This window comes from Streptomyces sp. NPDC048623, from assembly GCF_040650755.1.
GTDB lineage: Bacteria > Actinomycetota > Actinomycetes > Streptomycetales > Streptomycetaceae > Streptomyces.
This window is the reverse complement of record NZ_JBEZHV010000001.1, coordinates 362,152-385,199: the sequence shown is the minus strand read 5'-3', so window position 1 is coordinate 385,199 and position 23,048 is coordinate 362,152. Positions and strand designations below refer to the sequence as shown.

Annotated in this window: 24 protein-coding genes; 13 read left to right on the top strand and 11 right to left on the bottom strand. The window is 72.3% G+C overall.

Features of this window, described 5'->3' with window-relative positions; all coding sequences use genetic code 11:
• Positions 1-67 precede the first annotated feature (67 nt).
• Entirely contained in the window at positions 68-421 is a 354-nt protein-coding gene (locus AB0C73_RS01955; RefSeq protein WP_362523480.1) for a YdcF family protein, read from the bottom strand.
• Positions 422-712: 291 nt separating this feature from the next.
• Here AB0C73_RS01955 and AB0C73_RS01950 point away from each other — a divergent pair, with 291 nt between their 5' ends.
• Together AB0C73_RS01950 and AB0C73_RS01945 are read left to right on the top strand one after the other, a co-directional pair.
• A complete protein-coding gene (locus AB0C73_RS01950) occupies positions 713-955 on the top strand; it encodes a hypothetical protein (protein ID WP_362523478.1) in 243 nt (80 codons plus the stop codon).
• Positions 949-1,398, top strand: coding sequence for a DNA-binding protein (locus tag AB0C73_RS01945; RefSeq protein ID WP_362523476.1), 450 nt, complete (start codon positions 949-951; stop codon positions 1,396-1,398). Before AB0C73_RS01950 ends, AB0C73_RS01945 begins: the two co-directional genes overlap by 7 nt.
• 76 nt (positions 1,399-1,474) lie before the next feature.
• Here the strand turns inward: AB0C73_RS01945 and AB0C73_RS01940 are convergent, their stop codons facing one another.
• The 4 genes from AB0C73_RS01940 to mqnC form a co-directional block, all read right to left on the bottom strand.
• Positions 1,475-2,764, bottom strand: a complete 1,290-nt coding sequence (locus tag AB0C73_RS01940; RefSeq protein WP_362523474.1) for a geranylgeranyl reductase family protein — start codon at positions 2,762-2,764, stop codon at positions 1,475-1,477.
• A gap of 137 nt (positions 2,765-2,901) precedes the next feature.
• Positions 2,902-3,594, bottom strand: a complete 693-nt coding sequence (locus AB0C73_RS01935) for a demethylmenaquinone methyltransferase (protein ID WP_362523472.1) — start codon at positions 3,592-3,594, stop codon at positions 2,902-2,904.
• Positions 3,595-3,671: 77 nt separating this feature from the next.
• Positions 3,672-4,271 (bottom strand): hypothetical protein, encoded by a 600-nt coding sequence (locus AB0C73_RS01930; RefSeq protein ID WP_362523470.1) that lies wholly within the window; start codon positions 4,269-4,271, stop codon positions 3,672-3,674.
• 13 nt (positions 4,272-4,284) lie between these two features.
• Positions 4,285-5,484, bottom strand: coding sequence for a cyclic dehypoxanthinyl futalosine synthase (gene mqnC, locus AB0C73_RS01925; RefSeq protein ID WP_362523468.1), 1,200 nt, complete (start codon positions 5,482-5,484; stop codon positions 4,285-4,287).
• 169 nt (positions 5,485-5,653) lie between these two features.
• Between mqnC and AB0C73_RS01920 the strand changes: the two genes are divergently transcribed.
• Complete coding sequence (locus AB0C73_RS01920) at positions 5,654-6,724, top strand: alpha/beta hydrolase-fold protein (protein WP_362523466.1); 1,071 nt, start codon at positions 5,654-5,656, stop codon at positions 6,722-6,724.
• Between the two features lie 27 nt (positions 6,725-6,751).
• Here the strand turns inward: AB0C73_RS01920 and AB0C73_RS01915 are convergent, their stop codons facing one another.
• Positions 6,752-7,618 carry a menaquinone biosynthesis protein gene (locus tag AB0C73_RS01915; protein ID WP_362523464.1) on the bottom strand — a complete coding sequence of 289 codons (867 nt, stop codon included), beginning with the start codon at positions 7,616-7,618 and terminating at the stop codon, positions 6,752-6,754.
• Between the two features lie 307 nt (positions 7,619-7,925).
• On the opposite strand from AB0C73_RS01915, the gene AB0C73_RS01910 reads away from it, so the two are divergent.
• From AB0C73_RS01910 to AB0C73_RS01895, 4 genes are all read left to right on the top strand, one after another.
• Complete coding sequence (locus AB0C73_RS01910; protein ID WP_046908818.1) at positions 7,926-8,129, top strand: cold-shock protein; 204 nt, start codon at positions 7,926-7,928, stop codon at positions 8,127-8,129.
• A gap of 175 nt (positions 8,130-8,304) precedes the next feature.
• A complete protein-coding gene (locus AB0C73_RS01905; protein ID WP_362523462.1) occupies positions 8,305-8,709 on the top strand; it encodes a DUF1992 domain-containing protein in 405 nt (134 codons plus the stop codon).
• A gap of 202 nt (positions 8,710-8,911) precedes the next feature.
• On the top strand, positions 8,912-10,873 hold the full coding sequence (locus tag AB0C73_RS01900; RefSeq protein ID WP_362523460.1) for a serine/threonine-protein kinase: 1,962 nt from the start codon (positions 8,912-8,914) through the stop codon (positions 10,871-10,873).
• 17 nt (positions 10,874-10,890) lie between these two features.
• Complete coding sequence (locus tag AB0C73_RS01895) at positions 10,891-11,406, top strand: DUF664 domain-containing protein (RefSeq protein WP_362523458.1); 516 nt, start codon at positions 10,891-10,893, stop codon at positions 11,404-11,406.
• A 12-nt stretch (positions 11,407-11,418) separates the two neighbouring features.
• On the opposite strand, the gene AB0C73_RS01890 is transcribed toward AB0C73_RS01895, so the two are convergent.
• Complete coding sequence (locus tag AB0C73_RS01890) at positions 11,419-12,063, bottom strand: hypothetical protein (protein WP_362523456.1); 645 nt, start codon at positions 12,061-12,063, stop codon at positions 11,419-11,421.
• Positions 12,064-12,157: 94 nt separating this feature from the next.
• Between AB0C73_RS01890 and AB0C73_RS01885 the strand changes: the two genes are divergently transcribed.
• Positions 12,158-12,835 (top strand): HAD-IA family hydrolase, encoded by a 678-nt coding sequence (locus AB0C73_RS01885; RefSeq protein WP_362523454.1) that lies wholly within the window; start codon positions 12,158-12,160, stop codon positions 12,833-12,835.
• A gap of 903 nt (positions 12,836-13,738) precedes the next feature.
• Here AB0C73_RS01885 and AB0C73_RS01880 read toward each other — a convergent pair.
• Positions 13,739-13,981: a hypothetical protein gene (locus AB0C73_RS01880; protein ID WP_362523452.1), complete on the bottom strand. Its 243-nt coding sequence runs from the start codon at positions 13,979-13,981 to the stop codon at positions 13,739-13,741.
• Between the two features lie 887 nt (positions 13,982-14,868).
• Between AB0C73_RS01880 and AB0C73_RS01875 the strand changes: the two genes are divergently transcribed.
• Complete coding sequence (locus tag AB0C73_RS01875) at positions 14,869-15,774, top strand: AraC family transcriptional regulator (protein ID WP_362523869.1); 906 nt, start codon at positions 14,869-14,871, stop codon at positions 15,772-15,774.
• Here the strand turns inward: AB0C73_RS01875 and AB0C73_RS01870 are convergent.
• Positions 15,752-16,162 (bottom strand): Zn-ribbon domain-containing OB-fold protein, encoded by a 411-nt coding sequence (locus AB0C73_RS01870; protein WP_362523450.1) that lies wholly within the window; start codon positions 16,160-16,162, stop codon positions 15,752-15,754. The two genes, AB0C73_RS01875 and AB0C73_RS01870, sit on opposite strands and share 23 nt — an antisense overlap.
• The gene (locus AB0C73_RS01865) at positions 16,162-16,611 is read right to left on the bottom strand and encodes a DoxX family protein (RefSeq protein WP_362523448.1); all 450 of its coding nucleotides are present in this window, start codon (positions 16,609-16,611) and stop codon (positions 16,162-16,164) included. Before AB0C73_RS01865 ends, AB0C73_RS01870 begins: the two co-directional genes overlap by 1 nt.
• A 230-nt stretch (positions 16,612-16,841) precedes the next feature.
• Here AB0C73_RS01865 and AB0C73_RS01860 point away from each other — a divergent pair, with 230 nt between their 5' ends.
• A complete protein-coding gene (locus AB0C73_RS01860) occupies positions 16,842-18,020 on the top strand; it encodes an NAD(P)/FAD-dependent oxidoreductase (protein WP_362523446.1) in 1,179 nt (392 codons plus the stop codon).
• Positions 18,021-18,167: 147 nt separating this feature from the next.
• On the opposite strand, the gene AB0C73_RS01855 is transcribed toward AB0C73_RS01860, so the two are convergent.
• Positions 18,168-18,791, bottom strand: a complete 624-nt coding sequence (locus tag AB0C73_RS01855; RefSeq protein ID WP_362523444.1) for a LysE/ArgO family amino acid transporter — start codon at positions 18,789-18,791, stop codon at positions 18,168-18,170.
• 69 nt (positions 18,792-18,860) lie between these two features.
• On the opposite strand from AB0C73_RS01855, the gene AB0C73_RS01850 reads away from it, so the two are divergent.
• From AB0C73_RS01850 to AB0C73_RS01840, 3 genes are all read left to right on the top strand, one after another.
• Positions 18,861-19,787 (top strand): LysR family transcriptional regulator ArgP, encoded by a 927-nt coding sequence (locus AB0C73_RS01850; protein ID WP_362523442.1) that lies wholly within the window; start codon positions 18,861-18,863, stop codon positions 19,785-19,787.
• Positions 19,788-19,982: 195 nt separating this feature from the next.
• Positions 19,983-22,217, top strand: a complete 2,235-nt coding sequence (locus tag AB0C73_RS01845; RefSeq protein ID WP_362523440.1) for an acetate--CoA ligase family protein — start codon at positions 19,983-19,985, stop codon at positions 22,215-22,217.
• Between the two features lie 80 nt (positions 22,218-22,297).
• Positions 22,298-23,017 carry an enoyl-CoA hydratase-related protein gene (locus tag AB0C73_RS01840; RefSeq protein WP_362523867.1) on the top strand — a complete coding sequence of 240 codons (720 nt, stop codon included), beginning with the start codon at positions 22,298-22,300 and terminating at the stop codon, positions 23,015-23,017.
• Positions 23,018-23,048: the final 31 nt, after the last annotated feature.

Here is a 23,048-nt window from a genome sequence, read left to right as displayed (position 1 = left end):
CGCCGAAGGTAGCGACACCCACTGACACATCGATCCCCCTCCGAGGGCCCCGCTCGAAAGCAGACTCTCAGGAGCTGATGAGGCGGCTGTCGAAGCCGGAGTTCACGAGCCGCTGGTAGGCGCCGTACACATCCTCCGGCACGTCCTGTTCGACGGCGATGGTGACGTTCTGGCCGGTGTTCGCCGCCTTCGGCTCTACGAGGATCGCCTCGTCCGGCACCCCCAGGCTCAGCGCGTGCTCCCGGAAGTGCACGGCTTCGCCGCGCGGGAAGCGGGCGCGGGTGATGGGGCTATTGCCGCCGCTGAAGACCAGGGTGGGGAAGAAGCCGGCGTGATACAGGTGGGCTGCCGTGGCGGCCACGCCCAGATCGTGGCTGCCGAGTCCGATCGCCGCAGAGCAAGGCCGCCGCTCATGACCCATCTGGTGGTAGTTCCAGATGAGCGTCGCGTCGTGGTACCCGCTGCATGGGGGAGGCGACCGGCCGTAAGGGGACGGTCGGCACGGTGATCCGCCGCGTGGCCCACATGCGACCGCTCGACGGCTCCGGGCGCGAGTGGACGGCGGACCCGAAGGGACTGCAGCCCGTGCGGCCGTTCGGCCGGGGCCAGGGGTGATACCCGGGCACCACGCGCCAGGTCGGGAGGGCCGACGGCTGCTGTGCGGCCACGACTCCCGGAAGATTTTTCCTACCAGCGGTGCTACTTTTTGGGTATGAGCAGCCACGTAACCCACCAGTCCACCGAGCGGGCCGGCAAGAGGTCCGTGTCACTTGCGCAGTCGTTGATCAAGGAAGTCGAGGAGCGTACCGGCAAGAACGGTTTCTCCTCCGTCGTGGCCGAAGCCCTGGAGGAGTGGCTCGCCGCGCAGAAGCTCCGCGAGGTCGTGGCCGCTGACCGCAAGGCGTTCGGCCCGGTATCCGCCGAAGCGCTGCGGCAGGCGGAACAGGAATGGTGAGCAAGCGCCTCAAGGTCAAGGCAAAGAGTGAGGGCACGCTCGTCCTGGACGCCCAAGGGCTTTCGCTGCATGTCGACGGCGACGAGGCGATGCGGGCGCGCATCGAGGTCGCCCAGCAGAGCGGTAGACGAGTGGCGCTGTCCGCCCTGACGCCCTTGGAGGTGCGGCGAAGTGGGCAAGCCGCCCAGCGGCTCCAGTTCGTGCTGTCCCGGTTCGACGTCAAGCCGGTCAGCGACGAGGTGATGGACGCCGCGGCAAAGCTGCTGGACGTCTCGGGCCTTGACGGACACGAATGCCTCGTGGACGCACTGGTGGTGGCCACGGCCGCGCTCTGCACACCTCCGGTACTGCTCGTCACATCCGACAAGTCGCACATCCCTGCGCTGTGCAAGGCCGCCGAGGAGCTTCCCGGCTCGCCGAGGGTGAAGATCGTCAACGTCTGAGAGCTCGATCGTCGTACGCCGGGCCGCTCGGCCTTGTGCCGCGCGCCCCGGCCTCAGACGATCAGGCCTTGGATGATCAGGCCTTCGGGGCCACCTTCGAGAGGCCGTTGATGATGCGGTCCATCGCGTCGCCGCCCGTCGGGTCGGTGAGGTTGGCCAGCATCTTCAGGGTGAACTTCATCAGCACCGGGTGGGTCAGGCCGCGCTGGGTCGCGATCTTCATGACCTTCGGGTTGCCGATGAGCTTCACGAAGGCGCGGCCCAGCGTGTAGTAGCCGCCGTAGGTGTCCTTGAGGATCTGCGGGTAGTTCCGCAGGGCCAGCTCGCGCTGGGCGGGGGTCGCGCGGGCGTGGGCCTGGACGATGACGTCGGCGGCGATCTGGCCGGATTCCATCGCGTAGGCGATGCCCTCGCCGTTGAACGGGTTGACCAGGCCGCCCGCGTCGCCCACGAGCAGCAGGCCCCTGGTGTAGTGCGGCTGCCGGTTGAAGGCCATCGGCAGGGCCGCGCCCCGGATCGGGGTGGTCATGTTGTCCGGCGTGAAGCCCCAGTCCTCCGGCATGGACGCGCACCAGGCCTTGAGGACCTCGCGCCAGTCCAGCTCGCGGAAGGCCTTGGAGGAGTTGAGGATGCCGAGGCCGACGTTGGAGGTGCCGTCGCCCATGCCGAAGATCCAGCCGTAGCCGGGAAGCAGCCGGTCCTGCGGGCCGCGCCGGTCCCACAGCTCCAGCCACGACTCCAGGTAGTCGTCGTCGTGCCGGGGCGTGGTGAAGTACGTCCGGACGGCGACACCCATCGGCCGGTCCTCGCGCCGGTGCAGGCCCATGGCGAGGGAGAGCCGGGTCGAGTTGCCGTCGGCGGCGACGACGAGCGGCGCGTGGAAGGTGACCTCGCGCTTCTCCTCGCCGAGCTTGGCGTGCACGCCGGTGATCCGCCCGGTGCGGTCGTCGACGATCGGCGCGCCGACGTTGCAGCGCTCGTGGAGACGCGCCCCGGCCTTCTGCGCCTGCCGGGCGAGCAGCTCGTCGAAGTCCTCGCGCTTGCGGACCAGTCCGTAGTCCGGGTACGAGGCGAGATCCGGCCAGTCGAGCTGGAGCCGCACCCCGCCGCCGATGATCCGCAGGCCCTTGTTGCGCAGCCAGCCGGCCTCCTCGGAGATGTCGATACCCATCGACACCAGCTGCTTGGTGGCGCGCGGGGTGAGCCCGTCGCCGCAGACCTTCTCGCGCGGGAACGCGGTCTTCTCCAGGAGCAGGACGTCGAGCCCCGCCTTGGCCAGGTAGTACGCGGTGGTCGAACCCGCCGGGCCGGCCCCGACGACGATCACATCTGCGCTGTGCTCGGACAGGGGCTGCGGCTCGGTCACGGCGGGGTCTCCCGAGGGGTCGAGGAATGAGTGATGAGGAACGAGGGCGAGGGAAGTCTATGGGTGAGGCCTGCGGCCCGTACGGGCGCCAGGGCCTGTCCGGCGGATCCGGCCCTGGGCCTGATCCGAGCCCAGGCCTACGCCTTGAAGCCGCGGTGCATCGCCACGATGCCGCCGGTCAGATTGCGCCACGCGACCTTCGACCAGCCCGCCTTCTGCATCATCCCCGCGAGGGTCGGCTGGTCGGGCCAGGACTGGATGGACTCGGCGAGGTACACGTACGCGTCGGGGTTGGACGACACGGCGCGGGCGATCGGCGGCAGCGCGCGCATCAGGTACTCCTCGTACACCGTGCGGAACGGGCCCCAGGTGGCGTGCGAGAACTCGCAGATGACGACCCGGCCGCCGGGCTTCGTCACCCGGTACAGCTCGCGCAGCGCCTGGTCGGTGTCCTGGATGTTGCGCAGGCCGAAGGAGATGGTGACGGCGTCGAAGACGTCGTCCTTGAACGGCAGCTTCGTGCCGTCGCCCGCCGTGAACGGCATCCACGGGTGGTTCTTCTTGCCGACCCGCAGCATCCCGAGCGAGAAGTCGCACGGCACGACGAACGCCCCGGCGCGCGCGAACGGCTGCGAGGAGGTCGCGGTGCCGGCCGCCAGGTCCAGGATCCGCTGCCCGGGCCGCGCGTCGACCGCCTTGGCGACCTCCTTGCGCCAGCGCCGGTCCTGGCCGAGCGAGAGCACGTCGTTGGTGAGGTCGTAGTTCGCGGCGACGTCGTCGAACATCGAGGCGACTTCGTGCGGCTGCTTGTCCAGGGTTGCGCGGGTCACTGGTGTTCGCCTCACCTTGTGTCGTACGGCCGGATCACTTACGCCCGCATTGTCGCAGGGCACTCTGGACAGATGGGTCAGCGGGCCCGGTAGACGAGCCGTCCGCCCAGGACCGTCGCCACGCAGGTCGCCGGGCCGCGGCGGACCAGCTCCGCGCGGTCGGCCACGTCGAAGACGGCGAAGCGGGCCGGGCCGCCCGCCGCCAGTGCGGGAAGCAGCACGAGCGGGCTCGGCGTCAGGGACGGCGGGCCCGGGAGGTTCGGCGGGCGCTGCCCGATCGCGAGCCCGGCCCGCCGCACCGCGTCCTGCGCGGCCCGCCCGCGCAGCTCGCCGCCGATCGCGACCGTGCCGTGCGCGAGGAGCCGCTGCACCCCGCGCCGGGCGCTGGCGCCGAGCCGTACCGGGTCGGCGCGGAAGATCTCCCGCGCCCGCTCGCCCGTGATCGGCTCGGTGCCGTACGTGTCGGCCTCGCGCGGATCGGGGTGGTAGGTCCCTTCGAGCAGCTCGGGGCCGTACGGGTTGAGCAGCCCGGGCGTGAGGATGCCGGGCCACAGGCGCAGCCGCGCGTCCTGGTGGGCGGCGGCCAGCTCCTCGTACGGGCCGACGGCCGCGAGGCGGGCTCCGTCGACGAGGACGGCGGTCTCGGGCGACGCCTCGGCGGCGTGCAGGGTGAGCATCAGCGGTCCGCGATCAGTTCGCGTCGAGGAGCTTCAGCTCCGGATGCGCCGTCCCGCCCTCGATCGCGATCGACGAGATGTGGGAGGCCACCCGCTCGTCCACCGGGTCGTTCGCCGGGTCCTCGTGCACGACCAGGTGCTCGTACGTCGTCGAGCGCTGCGCCGGCACCCGCCCCGCCTTGCGGATCAGGTCGATGATCTCCAGGCGGTTGGAGCGGTGCTTGGCACCGGCCGAGGAGACCACGTTCTCCTCCAGCATGATCGAGCCGAGGTCGTCCGCGCCGTAGTGGAGCGACAGCTGGCCGACCTCCTTGCCGGTGGTGAGCCAGGAGCCCTGGATGTGCGCCACGTTGTCCAGGAAGATGCGGGCGATCGCGATCATCCGCAGGTACTCGAAGAGGGTGGCCTGCGTCCGCCCCTTCAGGTGGTTGTTCTCCGGCTGGTAGGTGTACGGGATGAAGGCCCGGAAGCCGCCCGTCCGGTCCTGCGTGTCGCGGATCATCCGCAGGTGCTCGATGCGCTCGGCGTTGGTCTCGCCGGTGCCCATCAGCATCGTGGAGGTGGACTCGACGCCCAGCTTGTGGGCGATCTCCATGATCTCCAGCCAGCGCTCGCCGCTCTCCTTCAGCGGGGCGATCGCCTTGCGCGGCCGCTCCGGGAGCAGCTCGGCGCCGGCGCCCGCGAAGGAGTCGAGCCCGGCCTGGTGGATCCGGGTGATGGCCTCCTCGACGGAGACCTTGGAGATCCGGGCCATGTGCTCGACCTCGGACGCGCCGAGGGAGTGGATGACCAGCTCCGGGAACTCCTTCTTGATGGCCGAGAAGTGCCGCTCGTAGTACTCGACGCCGTAGTCCGGGTGGTGCCCGCCCTGGAACATGATCTGGGTGCCGCCGAGCTCCACGGTCTCCGCGCAGCGGCGCAGGATGTCGTCGAGGTCGCGGGTCCAGCCCTTCTTGGTGTCCTTCGGCGGCGCGTAGAAGGCGCAGAACTTGCACGCCGTCACACAGACGTTCGTGTAGTTGATGTTGCGCTCGATGATGTACGTCGCGATGTGCTCGGTCCCCGCGTAGCGGCGCCGGCGTACGGCGTCGGCGGCGGCGCCCAGCGCGTGCAGCGGCGCCGAGCGGTACAGGTCGAGCGCCTCCTCGGGGGTGATCCGGCCACCGGCGGCGGCGCGGTCGAGAACGGACTGCAGGTCGGCCTTCTCGGTCACCGGGTGTGTCCCTTTCGGAGGGGTGCGGACGCGTACTGAACGGACCGAGCCAGCCTACGCCAGGGGCTTCGGGCGGATTCTTACCGGTCCCGAGCCAACCGAACGGCTCCCATGCCCCTCTCCTCCTCCGGAATCCTCCGTATCGCCCGAATCGCACCCGGAGCACGTCATGACACGCCGTCGCCGCCCGACCCGGACCCTCGCGGCCCTGCTCGCCCTGGGTTCCTCGCTCGCCCTGGTCACCGGCTGCTCGTCCTCCGAGTCCGACAAGGGCGGCCCGGTCTCGTTCGACACGCCGCGCGGCGACAGGACCGCCAACCGCCAGATCGCGCAGCAGCAGCACAAGCACGGGGGCGGCGGCGCCGAGGTTCCGGAGACCGTCTTCCCCACCGGCCCGAAGGCGACGTTCACCACCGCCGACACCCTCGACGACGGCACGAAGATCGGGGTCACCGAACTCCACGGCGGGAAGTCCGGGTTCACGGGCAAGGTGTGGGTGTGGGCGCCGAAGCAGTATTTCGATCCGAAGTACGCCGACAGCGGCTTCCCCGTCCTCATCTCGCTGCCCGGCGCCCACGGCTATCCGACGAATTACTGGAGCAACCCGGACCGCGAACTGGAGTCGAGCATCGCCCGGTGGTCGGAGGAGGGAAAGAGCCTTCCGTTCATTGTCGTGATGCCTGTGCTCAATCCCGACGCCAAGTACTACTACGACGGCAGTGATATTCCGGGCCGGCCGCGAATGGGCACCTGGCTGACCGAGGACGTACCGGATTTCGTCCGGGCGAATTTCCGTACGTTCACGTCCCGGGACGGCTGGGCCTTCATGGGTTCGTCCTCGGGCGGCTTCGTGGCCCTCAAGTCCGTACTGCAGAGGCCGGACCGGTTCAAGGCGGCCATCGCCTCCGGCCCGGACCTCATCCCCGACTCGCCGCTGTGGAAGGGACACGAGAAGGAACGGCGGGCGAACGACCCGGGGCGGCTCGCCGCGGCGCTCGGCGCGAAACCGGACACCAGGGCGAACCAGGTCTTCCTGGCCTTCCAGGTGGGCAGCAAGGAGACCCGGATGGCGCCCCGCCTCAACGCCTTCATCCGGACCCACACCAAGGGCCCCGTGAAGTCCCGGCTGCAGGTCATCCCGGACGGCGAGCACAACCCGCGCAGCTACATCCGCGGCATGGACGCGGGCTCGATCGCCTGGATCAGCAAGCAGCTCCAGGCGCCGATCCCCGCGCCCTGAGGGCCGCCGGCGTCAGTACGACGGCCGTCAGCGGGACGGCAGCAGCTCCACCCGTACGTCCGCCGGGAACCCGGTCGTCGGGCCGGTCCGGCGGGCGAACTCCCGCACCCCCGCGAGCTGCTCGGGCCCGAAGCGGAAGTCGAGCGTACGGAAGTAGCGCTCCAGCAGCTCCGCGTCGAAGGTCTCCCAGCGCGCCGCCTGCTCGGCCACCTTGGCGACCTCCTCCAGGGACAGGTCACGGGAGGCGAGGAAGGCCCGGTGCACGTCGTGGACGGTCTCCGGCTCGCGCGCCAGGAAGTCCTTGCGGACCGCCCAGACCGCGAAGACGAACGGCAGGCCCGTCCACTCCTTCCACATCAGCCCCAGGTCGTGGACCTGGAGCCCGAGCCGCGGCGCGTCGTGCAGCGAGGCCCGCAGCGCGGCGTCGCCAATCAGCACCGCCGCCTCCGCCTCCTGCATCATCAGGCCGAGGTCGGGCGGGCACGTGAAGTAGTCGGGCGACACGCCGTACGACTCGGAGAGCAGCAGCTGCGCGAGGCGCACGGAGGTGCGGGAGGTGGAGCCGAGCGCGACCCGCGCGCCGTCCAGTTCCGCCAGCGGGCGCTGGGAGACGATCACGCACGACATGACGGGGCCGTCGCAGCCGACGGCGATGTCCGGGAGCGCGACCAGCTCGTCCGCGTGCCTGAGGTATTCGACGAGCGTCACGGGACCGATATCGAGGTCGCCGCGGACCAGCTGCTCGCTGAGCTTCTCCGGCGTGTCCTTGGTCAGCTCCAGGTCGAGCAGCGTTCCCGTACGGGCCAGACCCCAATAGAGGGGCAGACAGTTCAGGAACTGGATGTGGCCGACCCGGGGCCGGCTCCGCTGGTGGTCATCGGTTGCATTGTCCACATCGCGAGGCTAGACCCGTCTCGTACGATGGACATCGCCGGGTCCGCGCCGGGCGCGCCGGGGCCGTACCGGGCCCACGCTGTCGGCACATCCGCGTCAGCTCATCAGAAGCGCATCAAACATGTGAGTGACGTGATCTTTCCCTCTACCGCTTCGCGCACGCTGCGTGCTACGCTCGACGCAAGTTGCAGTTTGGTTTCCCTTGCAGTACAGAGCCTGCGGAGCATGTGACCCGCAGGCTTTTGTAGTTTTCAGACTTGGTTGCAGGTTCTGGAGCAGGGCGACCCTTTGGCCCATAGGAGGGCTCATGGCTACCGGAACCGTGAAGTGGTTCAACGCTGAAAAGGGCTTCGGCTTCATTGCCCAGGAAGGCGGCGGCCCGGATGTCTTCGTCCACTACTCCGCGATCAACGCGTCTGGTTTCCGCTCCCTCGAGGAGAACCAGCAGGTGAACTTCGACGTCACCCAGGGCCCGAAGGGCCCGCAGGCGGAGAACGTCACCCCGGTCTAAGGACCCCCGGGTCGACGATCGCGATCCTCTAGAGCTGTACCCAAGGAGCCCCGCTCAGTGCGCGCACGCCGCGCACGAGCGGGGCTCCTGCCCGTTGTGGGCCCCGTTTCACGTGGACGAGGCCCGTTTCCGGAACGCCCGGCGGTTCGGGATCACGGTTTCGTACGCTGGACGCATGACCGAACGCAAACCGCCCGGAGTCAGCTTCGAGTCATTCGTCGACAAGCAGATCCGCGAGGCGGCCGAGCGCGGCGACTTCGCCAAGCTGGAGGGCTTCGGGAAGCCCCTCGACGACGACACCGTGCCGTACGACGAGCTGTGGTGGATCAAGCGCAAGATGCACCGCGAGGGCATGTCCGCGCTGCCGCCCGCCCTGGCCCTGCGCAAGGAGGCCGAGGACGCGGCCGAGGCGGCCCGTACCGCCGTCTCCGAGTCCCAGCTCCGCCGCATCCTCGGCGCCGTGAACACCAAGATCGCCGAGGCCCTGGCCCGGCCCCCGGCCGGTCCGCCGCTGAACCTGCGCCCGTTCGACGTGGAGGCGGCGGCGGAGGAGTGGCGGAAGGCGCACCCCGGGCGCTGAGGTACGCGGCCGCCAGAGCCCCCGGGCACCCGGACCCCAGCCCCCGTCCGGAACCGGCATCCCCTCCTCGCGAGTCCTCATCTACCCTGAGGCGCGTTCGACTTGACCATGCATCAGGTGTGACGACCAGGGGGACCGGACCGGCATGAGCGGCGAGAACGGGACACGCGCGCCCGAAAACGGGAGCGGGAGCGGGCACGGGATGGAGCCGCTCGGGAGCGGGGATCCGCGGGCGATCGGGCCGTACCGGCTGCTCGGGCGCCTCGGGTCCGGCGGGATGGGCCGGGTGTACCTGGCGCGCTCCGGAGGCGGGCGGACCGTCGCGGTCAAGGTCGTGCACGCCGAGCACGCGCAGGACCCGCAGTTCCGGGCCAGGTTCCGGCGCGAGATCGCGGCCGTACGGAAGGTCGGCGAGCACTACACCGCGCCCGTCCTCGACGCGGACCCCGAGGCCGAGCGGCCCTGGGTGGCGACCGGCTTCGTGCCCGGGCCGTCCCTGGAGCAGGTGGTACGGGAGCACGGGCCGCTGCCCGCCGACTCGGTCCTCGCGCTCGCGCTCGGCCTGCTGCGGGCCCTCCAGGGCATCCACGGCGCCGGCATCCTGCACCGGGACCTCAAGCCGTCCAACGTGATGCTCACCGTCGAGGGCCCCAGGGTGATCGACTTCGGCATCGCGCGCGCCCTCGAACCCTCCGTCGAGTCGCTGCTCACCAGCACCGGCATGGTGGTCGGCTCCCCCGGCTTCATGGCCCCCGAGCAGGTCCGCGGCGAGGCCCTGGGCCCGGCGGCCGATGTGTTCGCGCTCGGCTGCGTCCTGATGTACGCGGCGACCGGGCGGCTGCCCTTCGGGCACGGCGCCAGCAACCAGCACGCGATCATGTTCCGGATCGTGGAGGGCGAGCCGGAGCTCGACCGGGTGGAGTCCGAGGAGCTGCGTGCCTTCCTCGCCCGCTGCCTCGTCAAGGACCCCGCCGAGCGCCCCGCCATCGCCGCCCTCCTCGCGGACCCCGCCCTGCCGGGCGAGGAGTCCGGCCGCGGCCCGGCCGCCGCGGGCGGGACCTGGCTGCCGCCCGAGCTGGTGGCACGCCTCGCCCGGCAGGCGGCCCGGCTGCTCGACATCGAGGCACTGACGCAGGAGCTGGGGCGGGACGCGGCGGGTGCGGCGGGCTCGGCGGACGCGGCGGGCGCGGCGGACGGCGGCGGAGCCGGAGCCGGAGCCGGAGGACCCGACACGGGGACGGTCGGGCTGCGCCCGCAGGCCCCGGGCCCCACGGGGGGCACGGGGGCCACGGCTGCCCCCGGCGCCCCCGGCACCGCCGAGCCGGTCGCCGCGACCCCCGTCGCCGTACGCCGCGAGCCGCGCCGCGCCTCCCGGATCTGGACCGTCGTCGCGGCCGTCTTCGTCGTCCTCGGCGTCAGCGGCACGGTCGTGAAACTCATCGACGACAACGCCCGCCAGCGCGACCTCCAGGCCGCCCACGACGCCCCGGGCGCCACGACCACCACGCCCGGCACGACCACCGGCGCCACAGGCACCACCGGCCCCTCCAGCACCCCGCCGGCCACCACCACCGGCCCCACGTCCGCTCCCCCGCCCGGCCAGGCCCCGCCCCCGGCCGGGCGGCCCCCCGCCGACGCGAGCGGCGGGGGTGCGGGCGGAGGCACGGCCTCCGGCGGCTCCTCGGCCTCGGGCGGCTCCTCCGGCGGCTCCTCGACGAGCTCGGGCGGCGGCGGTACGACGTCGTCGGGCGGCGGCGGTACGACGACCAGGCCACCCGCCACCACCGCGCCCCAGACCACGGCCCCCAGCAGCACGGGCCAGGTCCCGTCGGCGTTCGTCGGCACCTGGTCGTACACGAGCCCGTACAACATCGGCCAGCCGAAGACGGTGTACATCTACCGGGTGGCCCCGGGCCAGATCGCCGCCAGGATGATCACCGAGATCAACGGCGCCCACTGCGAGCACGTGGCCAAGCTGGTCTCGATCACCGACGGCGGCAAGCGCATCAACCTCGGCACCACCATCCTGGACCAGGCCAGGTCCAGCTCCTATCCGTCCTGCACCAACGGCGACGCGTCCGCGTTCCTCCTCGCCGTGCCGACCGGCCTCACCCACGACGTCGGCCCCGCCCACGGCGACGGCTACCACTACGAACGCGCCTGACCGCGTACCGTGACGCCATGAACAGCGCCGAGCTTCTGACCGACGCGTTCGACCGAGTCCGGGAGGCCGTGCACGAGGCCGTCGAAGGACTGTCGGACGACGAGCTGACCGCCCGCGTCGACCCCGACGCCAACTCGATCGCCTGGCTCGTCTGGCATCTGACCCGCATTCAGGACGACCACATGGCCGACGCGTTCGACACGGAGCAGGTCTGGACGTCCGACGGCTTCTCCGGCCGCTTCGGCCTCCCCTTCCCCGAGGACGCGACCGGTTTCGGCCACTCCTCCGCCCAGGTCGCCGCCGTCCGCGCCCCCGGCGAGCTGCTCCTGGCGTACTACGACGCCGTCCACGCCCGCAGCCTCACCCACCTCGCCTCCCTCACCGACGCCGACCTCGACCGCGTCGTGGACACCCGCTGGACCCCGCACGTCACCCTCGGCGTCCGCCTCATCAGCGTCGTCGCCGAGGACAACCAGCACGCGGGCCAGGCGGCGTACGTCCGGGGCGTGGTGGAGCGGGCGGCGGCGGGCTGAGCGGCAGCCCGGTCAGATCCGCTGCCCGGGCCCGATGATCGCGAGCCCCACCTGCGCGGCGAGCCAGTGCGCGTAGGGCTCGCGCGTCTGGACGCCGTCGTGGACGGTGCTGCGGACGTGCACCAGGACGGTGTGGTCGTCGGCGGGCTCTGCGTATTCGCGGTCGCGGGTGTTGAAGAGCAGGGTCACCTCGGCGTGCTTGGACTCACCGTAGAAGCCCGCCTCGGGCGCGTCCGGCCAGGACAGGGACTGCCAGTTGATCTCGCCCGTGTGCGGACCGATCGCGGCGGTGAAGGCGTCCTCGATGCTGCCGACCGGAAGGTCGAACTGCTCGAACTCCACCGGCAGCCGCCCCTCGTACGCGGCCGGGTCGGCGGGCAGGCCGGCCGCCTGGACGCCGATGACCAGCGGAGGCTGTTCGTCGAACGGCACGCCCTCGAACTCCCAGCCGGACTCCCCGCGCCCCTCCCGCCCCCGGAACCACCCCTCGGGCAGCGCCTCGGCCACCCTCCGCACCTCCGCGACCGAGGGCAGCTCGGCGTACACGGACACGTCGGAGTGCTCGCATCGGCCGAACTCCATGAGCCGGCGGGCGGTGGCCAGAGCGAGTGCGGGGTCGGGCGTACGGAAGACGGGATAGGCGATGTCGTTGGACATGCGAAGGACCCTGCCAGGTCCGCTCCCCGCAGGTCATCGCATTTACGCCCACGAAGTGGCCGACGGGCGCCCGGCTCGGCGTAGCCTCTGGCGCGTGACCAGCGAGAACACCTTCGTACTCTTCGACGTCGACGGCACCCTGATGGACGCCGTCGAGAACCAGCGGCGCGTCTGGCACGCGTGGGCCGAGCGGCATGGGCTCGACGGGGCCGAGGTGTACGCCGTCGCGCTGCGGACGCGGCCGGTGGAGACGTTCGCGGCCGTCGCGCCGGAGGCGGATCCGGAGGAGTGCCTGGCGCTGCTGCACGCGCTGGAGGACGAGGACGTACGGACGGGGGTGTACGAGGCCTTCGCCGGCGCCGCCGAGCTCCTGAAGGCGCTGCCCGCCGGGCGTTGGGCGCTCGTCACGTCCAACTACGAGCACCGGGTGCGCGGGCGGTTCGAGCGGACGGGCCTCCCCATGCCCGAGGTCGTCGTGGACGCGGCGTCCGTGGCGGAGGGCAAGCCGTCGCCCGTGCCGTATCTGCGGGCGGCGGAGATCCTCGGAGCCGACCCCGCCCACTGCCTGGTGATCGAGGACGCGCCCTCGGGCGTACGGTCGGGGCGCGCGGCCGGGATGACCGTCTGGACCGTCAACACTGCGGCGGAGGCGGCGGACGCGGCGGACGCGGCGGACGCGGCGGAGGGTTCGCACCGGCACTTCGGGACGCTGGCGGAGGCGGCGCCGGAGATCCTGGCGTGGGCGGGTCCTACGGGTGGCCGTTGCTGGTGAGCTTCTGGTGCGGCCGCCCTCACTCCGAGTGTGGCCCCCTCCACCACCGCCTCAAGGGCGCCTCCGGCGTCGCTTCGCGATGGGCTGCGCCCACCCTTGACCCGGCGCCTCCGGGGTCCTTTTCACACTCGGAGGGCGGCCCGGGGGGCCCGGCCGCGCGGGGGCGTTGTCGTTCCCGGGCGCCGTAGGCGGCCGGAAGGCCGGTGGGTGGGTAGGCCCGGGTATCGCTCCCGAGCGGAGGGAGCCAGCCGGCCGGTGGGTGGGGGCCCGGTTCGCGGCGGGGGTGGGCGGGGCCGTGTCCGCCGGTCCGGGGTGCGCGGGAGGGGAATGGGGCGGCCTGGCCCGGCTCAGCGGCTGACGGCCGTCATCGGGCCGGGGCGCATGCCCCGCTGGTCACTCCCGGTGGGCGGTGCGAACCCCGCCCGCGCGAGCCCTTGGGCCGCCATCGACCCCATCAGACCGCCACCGGAGTCACAGCAGTCCCACATGCCCCACCGAGGGACGGGGATGGCGGACTTTGCACCGCCCCGCAAGGACAGGCGAGGGTCGCGGGCAGGCAGGCTCCGCTCGCGCGAGCCCTTGGGCCGCCATCGACCCCATCAGACCGCCACCGGAGTCACAGCAGTCCCACATGCCCCACCCGTGAACAGGGATGGCGGGCTTTGCACCGCCCCGCAAGGACAGACGACGGTCGCGGGCGGCCTTGGGGCGGCATCGACACCCACGGACCACCACTGGAGTCACAGCCGTCTCACCCGCCCCACCCAGGGACGGGGATTTCGCAGTTTGCGCCGCCCGGCGGGGCGGGCGGGCGTGCCGGGATCCCCGGCCCGTGGTCGTCTCCCTCGTCACACGGGCCCCGAACCGGGCCGGGATTCCCGACGTGGAACCGCGCTGCGGGACTCAGCCGCCGAGCGGCAGCCCGCCGAGGGTCGAGAGACCCGAGGTCGGCAGGGCGCCTCCGAGGTTCGTCAGGCCACCGAGGCCCGAGGTCGTCGCACCGTCGGCGCCGGCGGTCTCGGTGACACTGCCGAGGGCGTTCGTCACCGTCCCCAACGGCAGGGGCGCGGCGCTCGCGGCCGGGGCAACGGCACCGGCGACGGCGAGGGATCCGAGTACGACAGCGGCAGCCTTCAGCGGCTTCATGGGTCCAACCTTTCTTCGGCGACCTGCGGTCGCCCGGGGACGTTCATCGACCGGGTGCGTGCCCGGCGATCGATACGCCGTGGATAACGACGAGGTCACGAAGCAGACACCCCTTCCGGGCCGATTACCGGCAGACGAACTCGATCGTGGCGGACGAAGTAGGGAATCCCGAGCCCGGAATGGGGCCCCCGTGCACTCGTGTGACGAGGGAGGCGCCTCCTCCCCCGCTCCGGCTCCGGGATTCCCGACTTCGCCCGCCCGCGCCCCTCGCCTGCCCTTGCTGGGCGGTGCAAAGCCCGCCATCCCTGTTCACGGGTGGGGCGGATGGGACTGCTGTGACTCCGGTGGCGGTCTGATGGGGTCGATGGCGGCCCAAGGGCTCGCACCACCCACCGGTCGTGACCAGCGGGGCATGCGCCCCAGCCCGACGGCGGTGGTCGGCCGCCGAGCCGGGAACGGCCGCCCCATTCCCCTCCCGCGCACCCCCAACAACGGACACGACCCCGCCCGCCCCGCCGCGAACCGAGCCCCCACCCACTCACCCGCCACCCGCCCACGGCGGGGACGGCTACCCGGACCGATCCGCGCGGCCCCGCCCCCGGCCGCCCTCCGAGTGTGAAAAGGACCCCGGAGGCGCCGGGTCAAGGGTGGCCGAAGGCCATCGCATCGCGACGCCGAAGGCGCCCTTGACGCGGTGGTGGAGGGGGCCACACTCGGAAAGAGGGCGGCCGCACCAGAAACCCGCAAGAAGCGGCGACCCGTAGGGCCCAAGACCCGCACCCGACCTTTCCCGGCATCGATCGTCGGGTGCTGCGAGGCCGGCCCTTCCTACGGTGGACACACCCCACAAGGGGTGGAAGGACACAGAGGGCGGAAGGCGGATGGCCGTGTTGGAGGGGCTGAACAAGGCGCTGGACCATGTGGAGCGCCATCTCGCCGAACACGACGTGGACGTCGCCGAGGCCGCGCGGATCGCGGCGACCTCGGAGTACCACTTCCGGCGTCTGTTCTCGGCGCTCGCCGGGATGCCGCTGTCGGTGTACGTGCGCCGGCGCCGGATGACCCTGGCCGGGGCCGAGGTGCTGTCCGGCGAGCGGACCCTGCTCGATGTGGCCGTGTCGTACGGCTACGGCTCGGGCGAGGCCTTCGCCCGCGCGTTCCGCTCCGTGCACGGCATCGGGCCGGGCGAGGCCCGGCGCACCGGCGCCGCGCTCGTCTCGCAGCCGCGGATGTCCTTCCGGGTCGTCGTCGAAGGGAGCAGCAGCATGCAGTACCGGATCGTCGAGAAGGAAGCGTTCCGGATCGCCGGCCGGAAGGCCCGGATCCCACTCGTCCACGAGGGCGTCAACGAGGCCGGCGCCGCGCACGTGGAGAGCCTGGGCATGGAGGCGATCGTACGGATGAAGGAGCTGTCCGACCGGGAGCCCGCGGGGGTCCTGTCGGCCGTGCAGCATCTGACCGAGAGCCGTGAGGAGGGCGCCGAGGTCGACTACTGGATCGGCGTCGCGACCGGCCCCGAGGCGGTGCCGACGGAGGACCTCGACGGCCTCGACGGCCTCGACGTCCTCGACGTACCGGCCGGGACCTGGGCGGTCTTCGACAACCACGGCCCCTATCCGCTCGCCCTCCAGGAGCTGTGGCGGGATGTGTTCACGCAGTGGTTCCCGTCCAACCCGTACGCGAGCCGGCCGGGTCCTGAGCTCCTGAAGACCCAGCCGGTGGCGATCGGCACGGAGACGGACTCCCAGCTGTGGATCCCCGTCGAGCGGGTCAGCGGGGGCGCAGGGGCCTGAAGACGGGGACCTGGAACTCGCCGCTCCCGCCCTCCGGCCGGAAGGCGAGTTCCAGGTCCATCCCGATCCGCAGGTCCGTCTCCGGGCAGTCGACGATCTCCGTCATCATCCGGGGGCCCTCGGCGAGGTCCACGACCGCCGCGACGTACGGCACGCGGTCGCCGAAGGGCGGCAGGTCGTTGCGGTGCACCACGGACCACGTGTAGAGCACCGCGCGGCCCGCCGCCCGCCGCCACTCGACGGCCTCGCTCCAGCAGTACGGGCAGAACTCGCGCGGGTAGTGGTGCGGGCGGTCGCAGGCGGTGCAGTGGCGCAGCAGGAGGCGCCCCTCGGCGGCGGCGTCCCAGTAGGGCCGGGTGAAGGCGTCTACCTCTGGCACAGCCGTCATCAGAAGAGTCCGATCGCATGGTCGAGGGACCAGGTCTGCCAGGACATCGTGAAGAGGGCGACGAGCGAGATCAGCGCCATCATCGCGTTCTGCCCCTGCTCCGCCCAGTCGTGGATCATCAGCGTGAGGTAGAGGAGGTTGAGGAGCAGCCCGCCGACGAGCGCGACGGGGGTCAGCAGGCCGGTGATCAGCCCGAGGCCGAGGGCGAGTTCGGCGTAGACGACCACGTACGCCATGAGCCTGGGGCGCGGCGCGACGACCGTCCGGAAGCCGCTCCGTACCGCCTCCCATCGGTGCTTCCCGGCGACGTCCGCCGCCCAGGCGATGCCCGTGCCGCGCTCGAACCAGCCCTTCTTGTCCTTGTGGCGCCAGCTCTCCAGCCACCACAGGCCGAGGCCGATGCGCAGGACGGCGAGCCATTCGGCGCCGGTGAGCCAGATCGTCCGCATGTGCCCCGCCCGCCCCTCGGTCCGCCGAGGCGGACATGAGATCCGACATGAGATCCGGCATGACATCTGAGATGACATCCGACATGACATCCGACATGAAATCTGACAGGCCGTCAGTTCACCGGATGTCGATGGTTCTTCGCAAGACCTCTGCGGGCGTGATCGATTCGCAACCGAACTCCCTCTTGACCGAGACCCACGGCGTGTACGCGTCATTACGCTCAGCAGTCATGACCGTCACCCCCCAGCCCCACCCCGTCTACGTCATCGGCGCCGGCCCCGGTGGCCTCGCCGTCGCCGCCGCCCTGCGCGCGCGGGGCGTACGGGCCGTCGTCCTGGAGAAGGCCGACGCCGTCGGCCACTCCTGGCGCCACCACTACGACCGCCTGCGGCTGCACACCACCCGGCGCCTCTCCTCACTGCCCGGGCTCCGGATGCCGCGCTCCTTCGGACGGTGGGTGGCCCGCGCGGACGTGGTGCGTTACCTGGAGAAGTACGCCGAGTTCCACGACCTGGAGATCGTGACGGGGGTGGAGGTCACCCGCGTCGAGCGCGCCGAAGCGGAAGGCGCGGAGGCGAAGGGCCCGCAGGGCCCGGAGGCGCGCTGGGTCCTGCACGCGACCGGCGGGCGGCGGCTCGTCGGCTCCGCCGTGGTCGTCGCCACCGGCTTCAACCACACGCCCCGCCTTCCGGACTGGCCCGGCCTGGAGACGTACACCGCGAAGGCGGAGCTCGTGCACGCGAGCGCGTACCGGAACCCCACGCCGTACGAGGGCCGCGACGTCCTCGTCGTCGGCGCGGGCAACACCGGCGCCGAGATCGCGGCCGACCTCGCCGGGGGCGGCGCCGCGCGCGTCCGCCTCGCGGTGCGCACTCCCCCGTACATCGTGCGCCGCTCCACCCTCGGCTGGCCCACCCAGCGCAGCGGCATCCTGGTGCGCCGCCTCCCCGTACGCCTGGTCGACGGGCTGACCGGACTGCTCGGGCGCTTCATGGCAGCCGACCTCTCCGCGTACGGGATGCCCCGCCCCCAGGGCGGCCTCTACTCGCGCGTCCGCGCCGGGGCGATCCCGGTGCAGGACGTCGGCCTGGTCGCCGCCGTGAAGGCGGGCACGGTCGAGCCGGTCGCCGCCGTCGCCTCCTTCGACGGCTCCGAGGTCGTCCTCGCCGACGGCACCCGCCTCGCCCCGGACGCGATCGTCGCGGCCACCGGCTACCGCCGGGCCCTGGAGCCGCTGCTCGGGCACCTCGGGGTGCTCGACGAGCGCGGGCGCCCGGTCACGGGCAAGGCGCTGCCGCCGGGGCTGTACTTCACCGGGTTCACGAACCCGATCAGCGGGATGTTCCGGGAGATGGCGCTGGACGCGGAGAGGATCGCGCGGCGGATCGCGAAGCAGGCGGCGGCGTAGCGGCGCCCGGGCGCCCCCTCCTCTGCAGCACCTCGCCCCCCACCGATCGCGACCTCCACCGACCCCGGCCCCGACCTGCCCGCCCCGACCTGCCCGCCCCGGCCAGCCCAGCCCCGACCTGCCCGGCCCTGACCTTTCGCAACCGCTTCAGGCGCCCGCGACCAGCATTCCGCCCATGGCCAGCATGGTCGCCGCGACCAGCCCGTCCAGTACGCGCCAGGCCTTCGGCCGGGACAGGACGCCGCTCAGCAGCCGGGCGCCGAAGCCCAGGGCGAAGAACCAGCCCAGGCTGGCCAGGGCCGCGCCCACGCCGAAGGCCCAGCGCAGGTCGCCGCGGTCGGAGGCGAGCGAGCCGAGCAGCAGCACGGTGTCCAGATACACGTGCGGGTTCAGCCACGTCATCGCCAGGCAGGTCAGGACCGCCCGGCGGGCCGAGCCGGCCTCCGGTCCGCCTGCGGTCAGGGCGGCGGCCGGATCCGGGCGCAGGACGCGCCGGGCCGCGAGGAGGCCGTAGCCGAGCAGGAACGCCCCGCCCACCAGGCCCACCGCGGTCAGCGCCGCCGGCCACGCCGTGACCACGGCGCCCACCCCCGCCACGCCGAGTGCGATCAGTACCGCGTCCGAAACGGCGCAGATCGCGACCACCGCGAGGACGGCGTGACCGCGGGCGCCCTGGCGCAGGACGAACGCGTTCTGGGCGCCGATGGCCACGATGAGGGAGAGTCCGGTCCCGAATCCGGCGACGAGGGCGGCGAGGATGCTGCTGGTCATGACGTCGACCGTAAGGAATACGCCATGATGAGAACAGCTAAAGATTCTTAAGTACCCTTAGCCCCACTTATGGACGAGCTCCCCCTGGACCAGGTCCGGACGCTGCTCGCGGTGGTCGACGAGGGCACCTTCGACGCCGCGGCCGCCGCCCTGCACGTGACACCCTCGGCCGTCAGCCAGCGCGTCAAGGCGCTGGAGCAGCGCACCGGCCGGGTCCTGCTGATGCGCACCAAGCCGGTGCGCCCCACCGAGTCCGGCGAGGTGGTGGTGCGGTTCGCCCGCCAGCTGGCACGCCTTGAACGGGACGCCCGCGCCGAGCTGGGCCTGGCGGCCGAGCGGGGCCCGGTCCGGATCCCGATCGCGGTCAATGCCGACTCCCTGGCCACCTGGTTCCTGCCCGCGCTCACCCGGGTCCCGCAGGACCCGCCGATCTGCTTCGAGCTCCACCGGGAGGACGAGGCGCACACCACCGCCCTGCTGCGCGAGGGCCAGGTGATGGCGGCCGTCACCTCCTCGCCCGACCCGGTGGCCGGCTGCACGGTACGGCGGCTCGGGCTCGCCCGCTACCGGGCGGTGGCCGCACCCGAGTTCGCCGCCCGCCATCTCCGGGGGCCCCTGCCGGAGGACCTGCGCGAGGCACCGACCGTGGCCTTCGACCGGCGCGACGGCCTCCAGGACGCCTTCGTCCGGTCCCTCACCCGGGGGCGTTCCGGCGCCGGTCGCATCCGCCACCTGGTGCCCACGTCCGACGGGTTCCGGGACGCGGTGGCCTTCGGCCTCGGCTGGGGCATGGTGCCCGAACCCCAGGCGGAGCCGCTCCTGCGCTCCGGCCGGCTGGTGGAACTGGCGCCGACGCGGCCCATGGACGTCCCGCTGTACTGGCAGCAGTGGAAGCTGGACTCGCCCGCCCTGTCCACAGTCGCCGAGGTCGTGGCGACGGCCGCCGCAGAGGCACTGCTGACCGACCGGGGAAGCGGCTCGCCCGAGCACCCGTGACACCCGTGACACCCGAACGGTTCGCCCGGCGGCGCGCCCCCGCCCCGCCCCCGCCCCCGCCCCGCTTCCCCAAGGGCCGCCGTACGACCTATTCCTGACTCACCGTCAGTTGAGTAATAATCTGACTCATCGTCAGATAGCGCCGGGACCCCACGGGACGGGTGGTCCGGTCTTCGGGATGGGCGGTGCGGAACGATGCTGGGATCGACTCACGGGACCTTCACCACCGGCCTCCGGGCCCGGGTCGACGCCTGCGGCGAGCAACCCGGGCGGACCGTCGTGCACGGCGTCGCCGCCGTCGAGGGCGACACGGACGTCAGCGGACGCCCGCTGCACACGCCGGTGCCGGAGCTCGACCGGTTCTTCCGGCCCCAGGTGGTCGCCGTCGTCGGGGCGTCCGACACCGAGGGGCGGCCGAACACCGGGATCACCAGGCAGCTGCTCGACTGGGCCGGGCGGGTCGGGGCGCGGGTGGTGCCGGTGCACCCGACCCGTACCGCCGTCTTCGGGATCCCGTGCGTGCCGTCCGTGGACGGGCTCGCCGGCCTCGACGAGCCCGTCGACCTCGCCGTCCTCCTCGTCGGCGATCCCCTCCCCGTCGTCGAGCAACTCGCCGCGGCCAAGGTGAGGTTCGCGGTCGCCTTCGCGTCCGGCTTCGCCGAGACCGGGGAGGCGGGCGCCCGCGCCCAGGAGCGGCTCGCGGCCGCCGTCGCCCGCTCCGGGATCCGGCTCCTCGGCCCCAACACCAACCTCAACGCCTTCGAGCGCTTCCGCGAGGACCTGGAGGGACCGGCGGTGGCCCTGATCACCCAGTCCGGGCACCAGGGCCGGCCCGTCTTCACCCTCCAGGAGCTGGGCGTCCGGCTCTCGCACTGGGCGCCCACCGGCAACGAGGCCGACCTGGAGGCCGCCGACTTCATCTCGTACTTCGCGCACCGGCCCGAGGTCGGGGCCATCGCCTGTTACGTGGAAGGGCTGAAGGACGGGCGTTCCTTCCTGCTCGCGGCCGACCGGGCCGCGCGCCGCCAGGTGCCGGTGGTCGCGGTCAAGGTCGGCCGGACGGAGGCCGGGGCGCGGATGGCCGCCTCGCACACCGGGAAGCTGACCGGCGCCGACCAGGTCGTGGACGCGGCGATGCGGCAGTTCGGGGTGATCCGGGTCGACGGGCTCGACCAGCTCCAGGACACGGCCGCGCTGCTCGCCCGGGCGCGCAAGCCGGTGGCGGAGGGGGTCGTCGTCTACTCCATCTCCGGCGGTACGGGGGCCCACTTCTCCGACCTGGCCACGGCGGCGGGCCTGCGGCTGCCCGCCCTGTCGCAGGCCCGGCAGGACGAGCTGCACCAGTGGATCCCGGAGTATCTGAGCGTGGCCAACCCGGTCGACAACGGCGGGCACCCGGTGGGCGACTGGCGCGGCCGGAAGATCATCGACGCGATCCTCGCCGATCCGGCGGTCGGGGTGCTCATCTGCCCGATCACCGGCCCCTTCCCGCCCATGAGCGACCGGCTCGCGCGGGATCTGGTCGACGCGGCGGAGCAGACGGACAAGCTGGTGTGCGTGGTGTGGGGCTCGCCGGTCGGGACGGAGGAGGCCTACCGTACGACCCTGCTCGGCTCGTCGCGCGTCGCCACCTTCCGTACGTTCGGCAACTGCATCGGCGCGGTCAAGGCCTACCTCGACCACCACCGCTTCACCACCGGCTACCGCTCCCCCTTCGACGAGGCCCCGCGCACCCCGTCCCCCTCGCTCCGCAAGGCGCAGGCCCTGATGCGCCCCGGCACCCGGCTGAGCGAGCACGCGGCGAAGCAGCTCCTGCGCGCGTACGGGATACGGGTGCCGCGCGAACAGCTCGTGACGAGCGCGGCGGCGGCCGTACGGGCGGCGGGCCTGGTCGGCTACCCGGTGGTGATGAAGGCCTCGGGCCCGCAGCTCGCGCACAAGACGGAGCTCGGTCTGGTGAAGGTCGGGCTCACCTCGGCGAGCCAGGTGCGGGACGCCTACCGGGAGTTGACCGACATCGCCCGTTACGAGGACATCGATCTGGACGGCATCCTGGTGTGCCAGATGGTCGGGCGCGGGGTCGAGATGGTGGTGGGCGTGACGCACGACCGGCTCTTCGGGCCGACGGTCACGGTGGGGTTGGGCGGGGTCCTGGTGGAGGTCCTGAACGACGCGGCCGTGCGCGTACCGCCGTTCGGGGAGCGGGAGGCCCGCGACATGCTCGGCGAGCTGCGCGGGCGGGCGCTGCTCGACGGGGTGCGGGGGGCGCCGGCGGCGGATGTGGACGCGCTGGTGGAGGTCGTGCTGCGGGTGCAGCGCATGGCGCTCGAACTGGACGGCGAGCTGGCCGAGTTGGACATCAATCCGTTGATGGTGCTGCCGCGGGGGCAGGGGGCGGTGGCCCTGGACGCGCTCGCGGTCTGCCGATAGTCGAAGGGGTTCGCGTGTCGGACGTTCTGCACTCCGCCGAGAACGGCGTCTCATGGATCACGCTCAACCGCCCGGAGGCGATGAACGCGGTCACCTGGGACCAGCGGGAGCGGATCATCGCGCTCCTCGCCGAGGCGTCCGCCGACCCGGCGGTCCGGGCGGTGGTGATCACGGCCACCGGCCGGGGCTTCTGCGCGGGCGCGGACCTGCGGGGCGGGCCGCAGTCCGGAGACCGCGTCCCCGGTGACGTGACCCGGATGATCCGCCGGGGCGCGCAGCGCTTCGTCTCCGCCGTCCTCGACTGCGAGAAGCCGGTCATCGCGGCGGTCAACGGCACCGCGGCCGGCCTCGGCGCGCATCTCGCCCTCGCGTGCGACCTCGTCCTCGCCGCCGAGTCCGCGACGTTCGTGGAGGTGTTCGTCCGGCGCGGGATCGTGCCGGACGGCGGCGGCGCGTATCTGCTGCCCCGGCTCGTCGGCCCACAGCGGGCGAAGGAGCTGATGTTCTTCGGCGACACACTCCCGGCGGCGGAGGCGCGGGCGATGGGCCTGGTGAACCGCGTCGTCCCGGCGGAGGACCTGGAGAAGACCGCGCGCACGTGGGCGGAACGCCTCGCCCAGGGCCCCACCCGCGCCCTCGCCCTCACCAAGCACCTGGTCAACACCTCCCTGGACACCGACCGCGCCACCGCCTTCGCGGCGGAGGCGACGGCCCAGGAACTGTGCATGACGACACGCGACGCGCAGGAGGGGGTGGCGGCGTTCGTGGAACGGCGGTCGCCGTCGTACGAGGGCCGGTAGAAGTCGCCAGGGCTCTTCTCATCTGACGGTG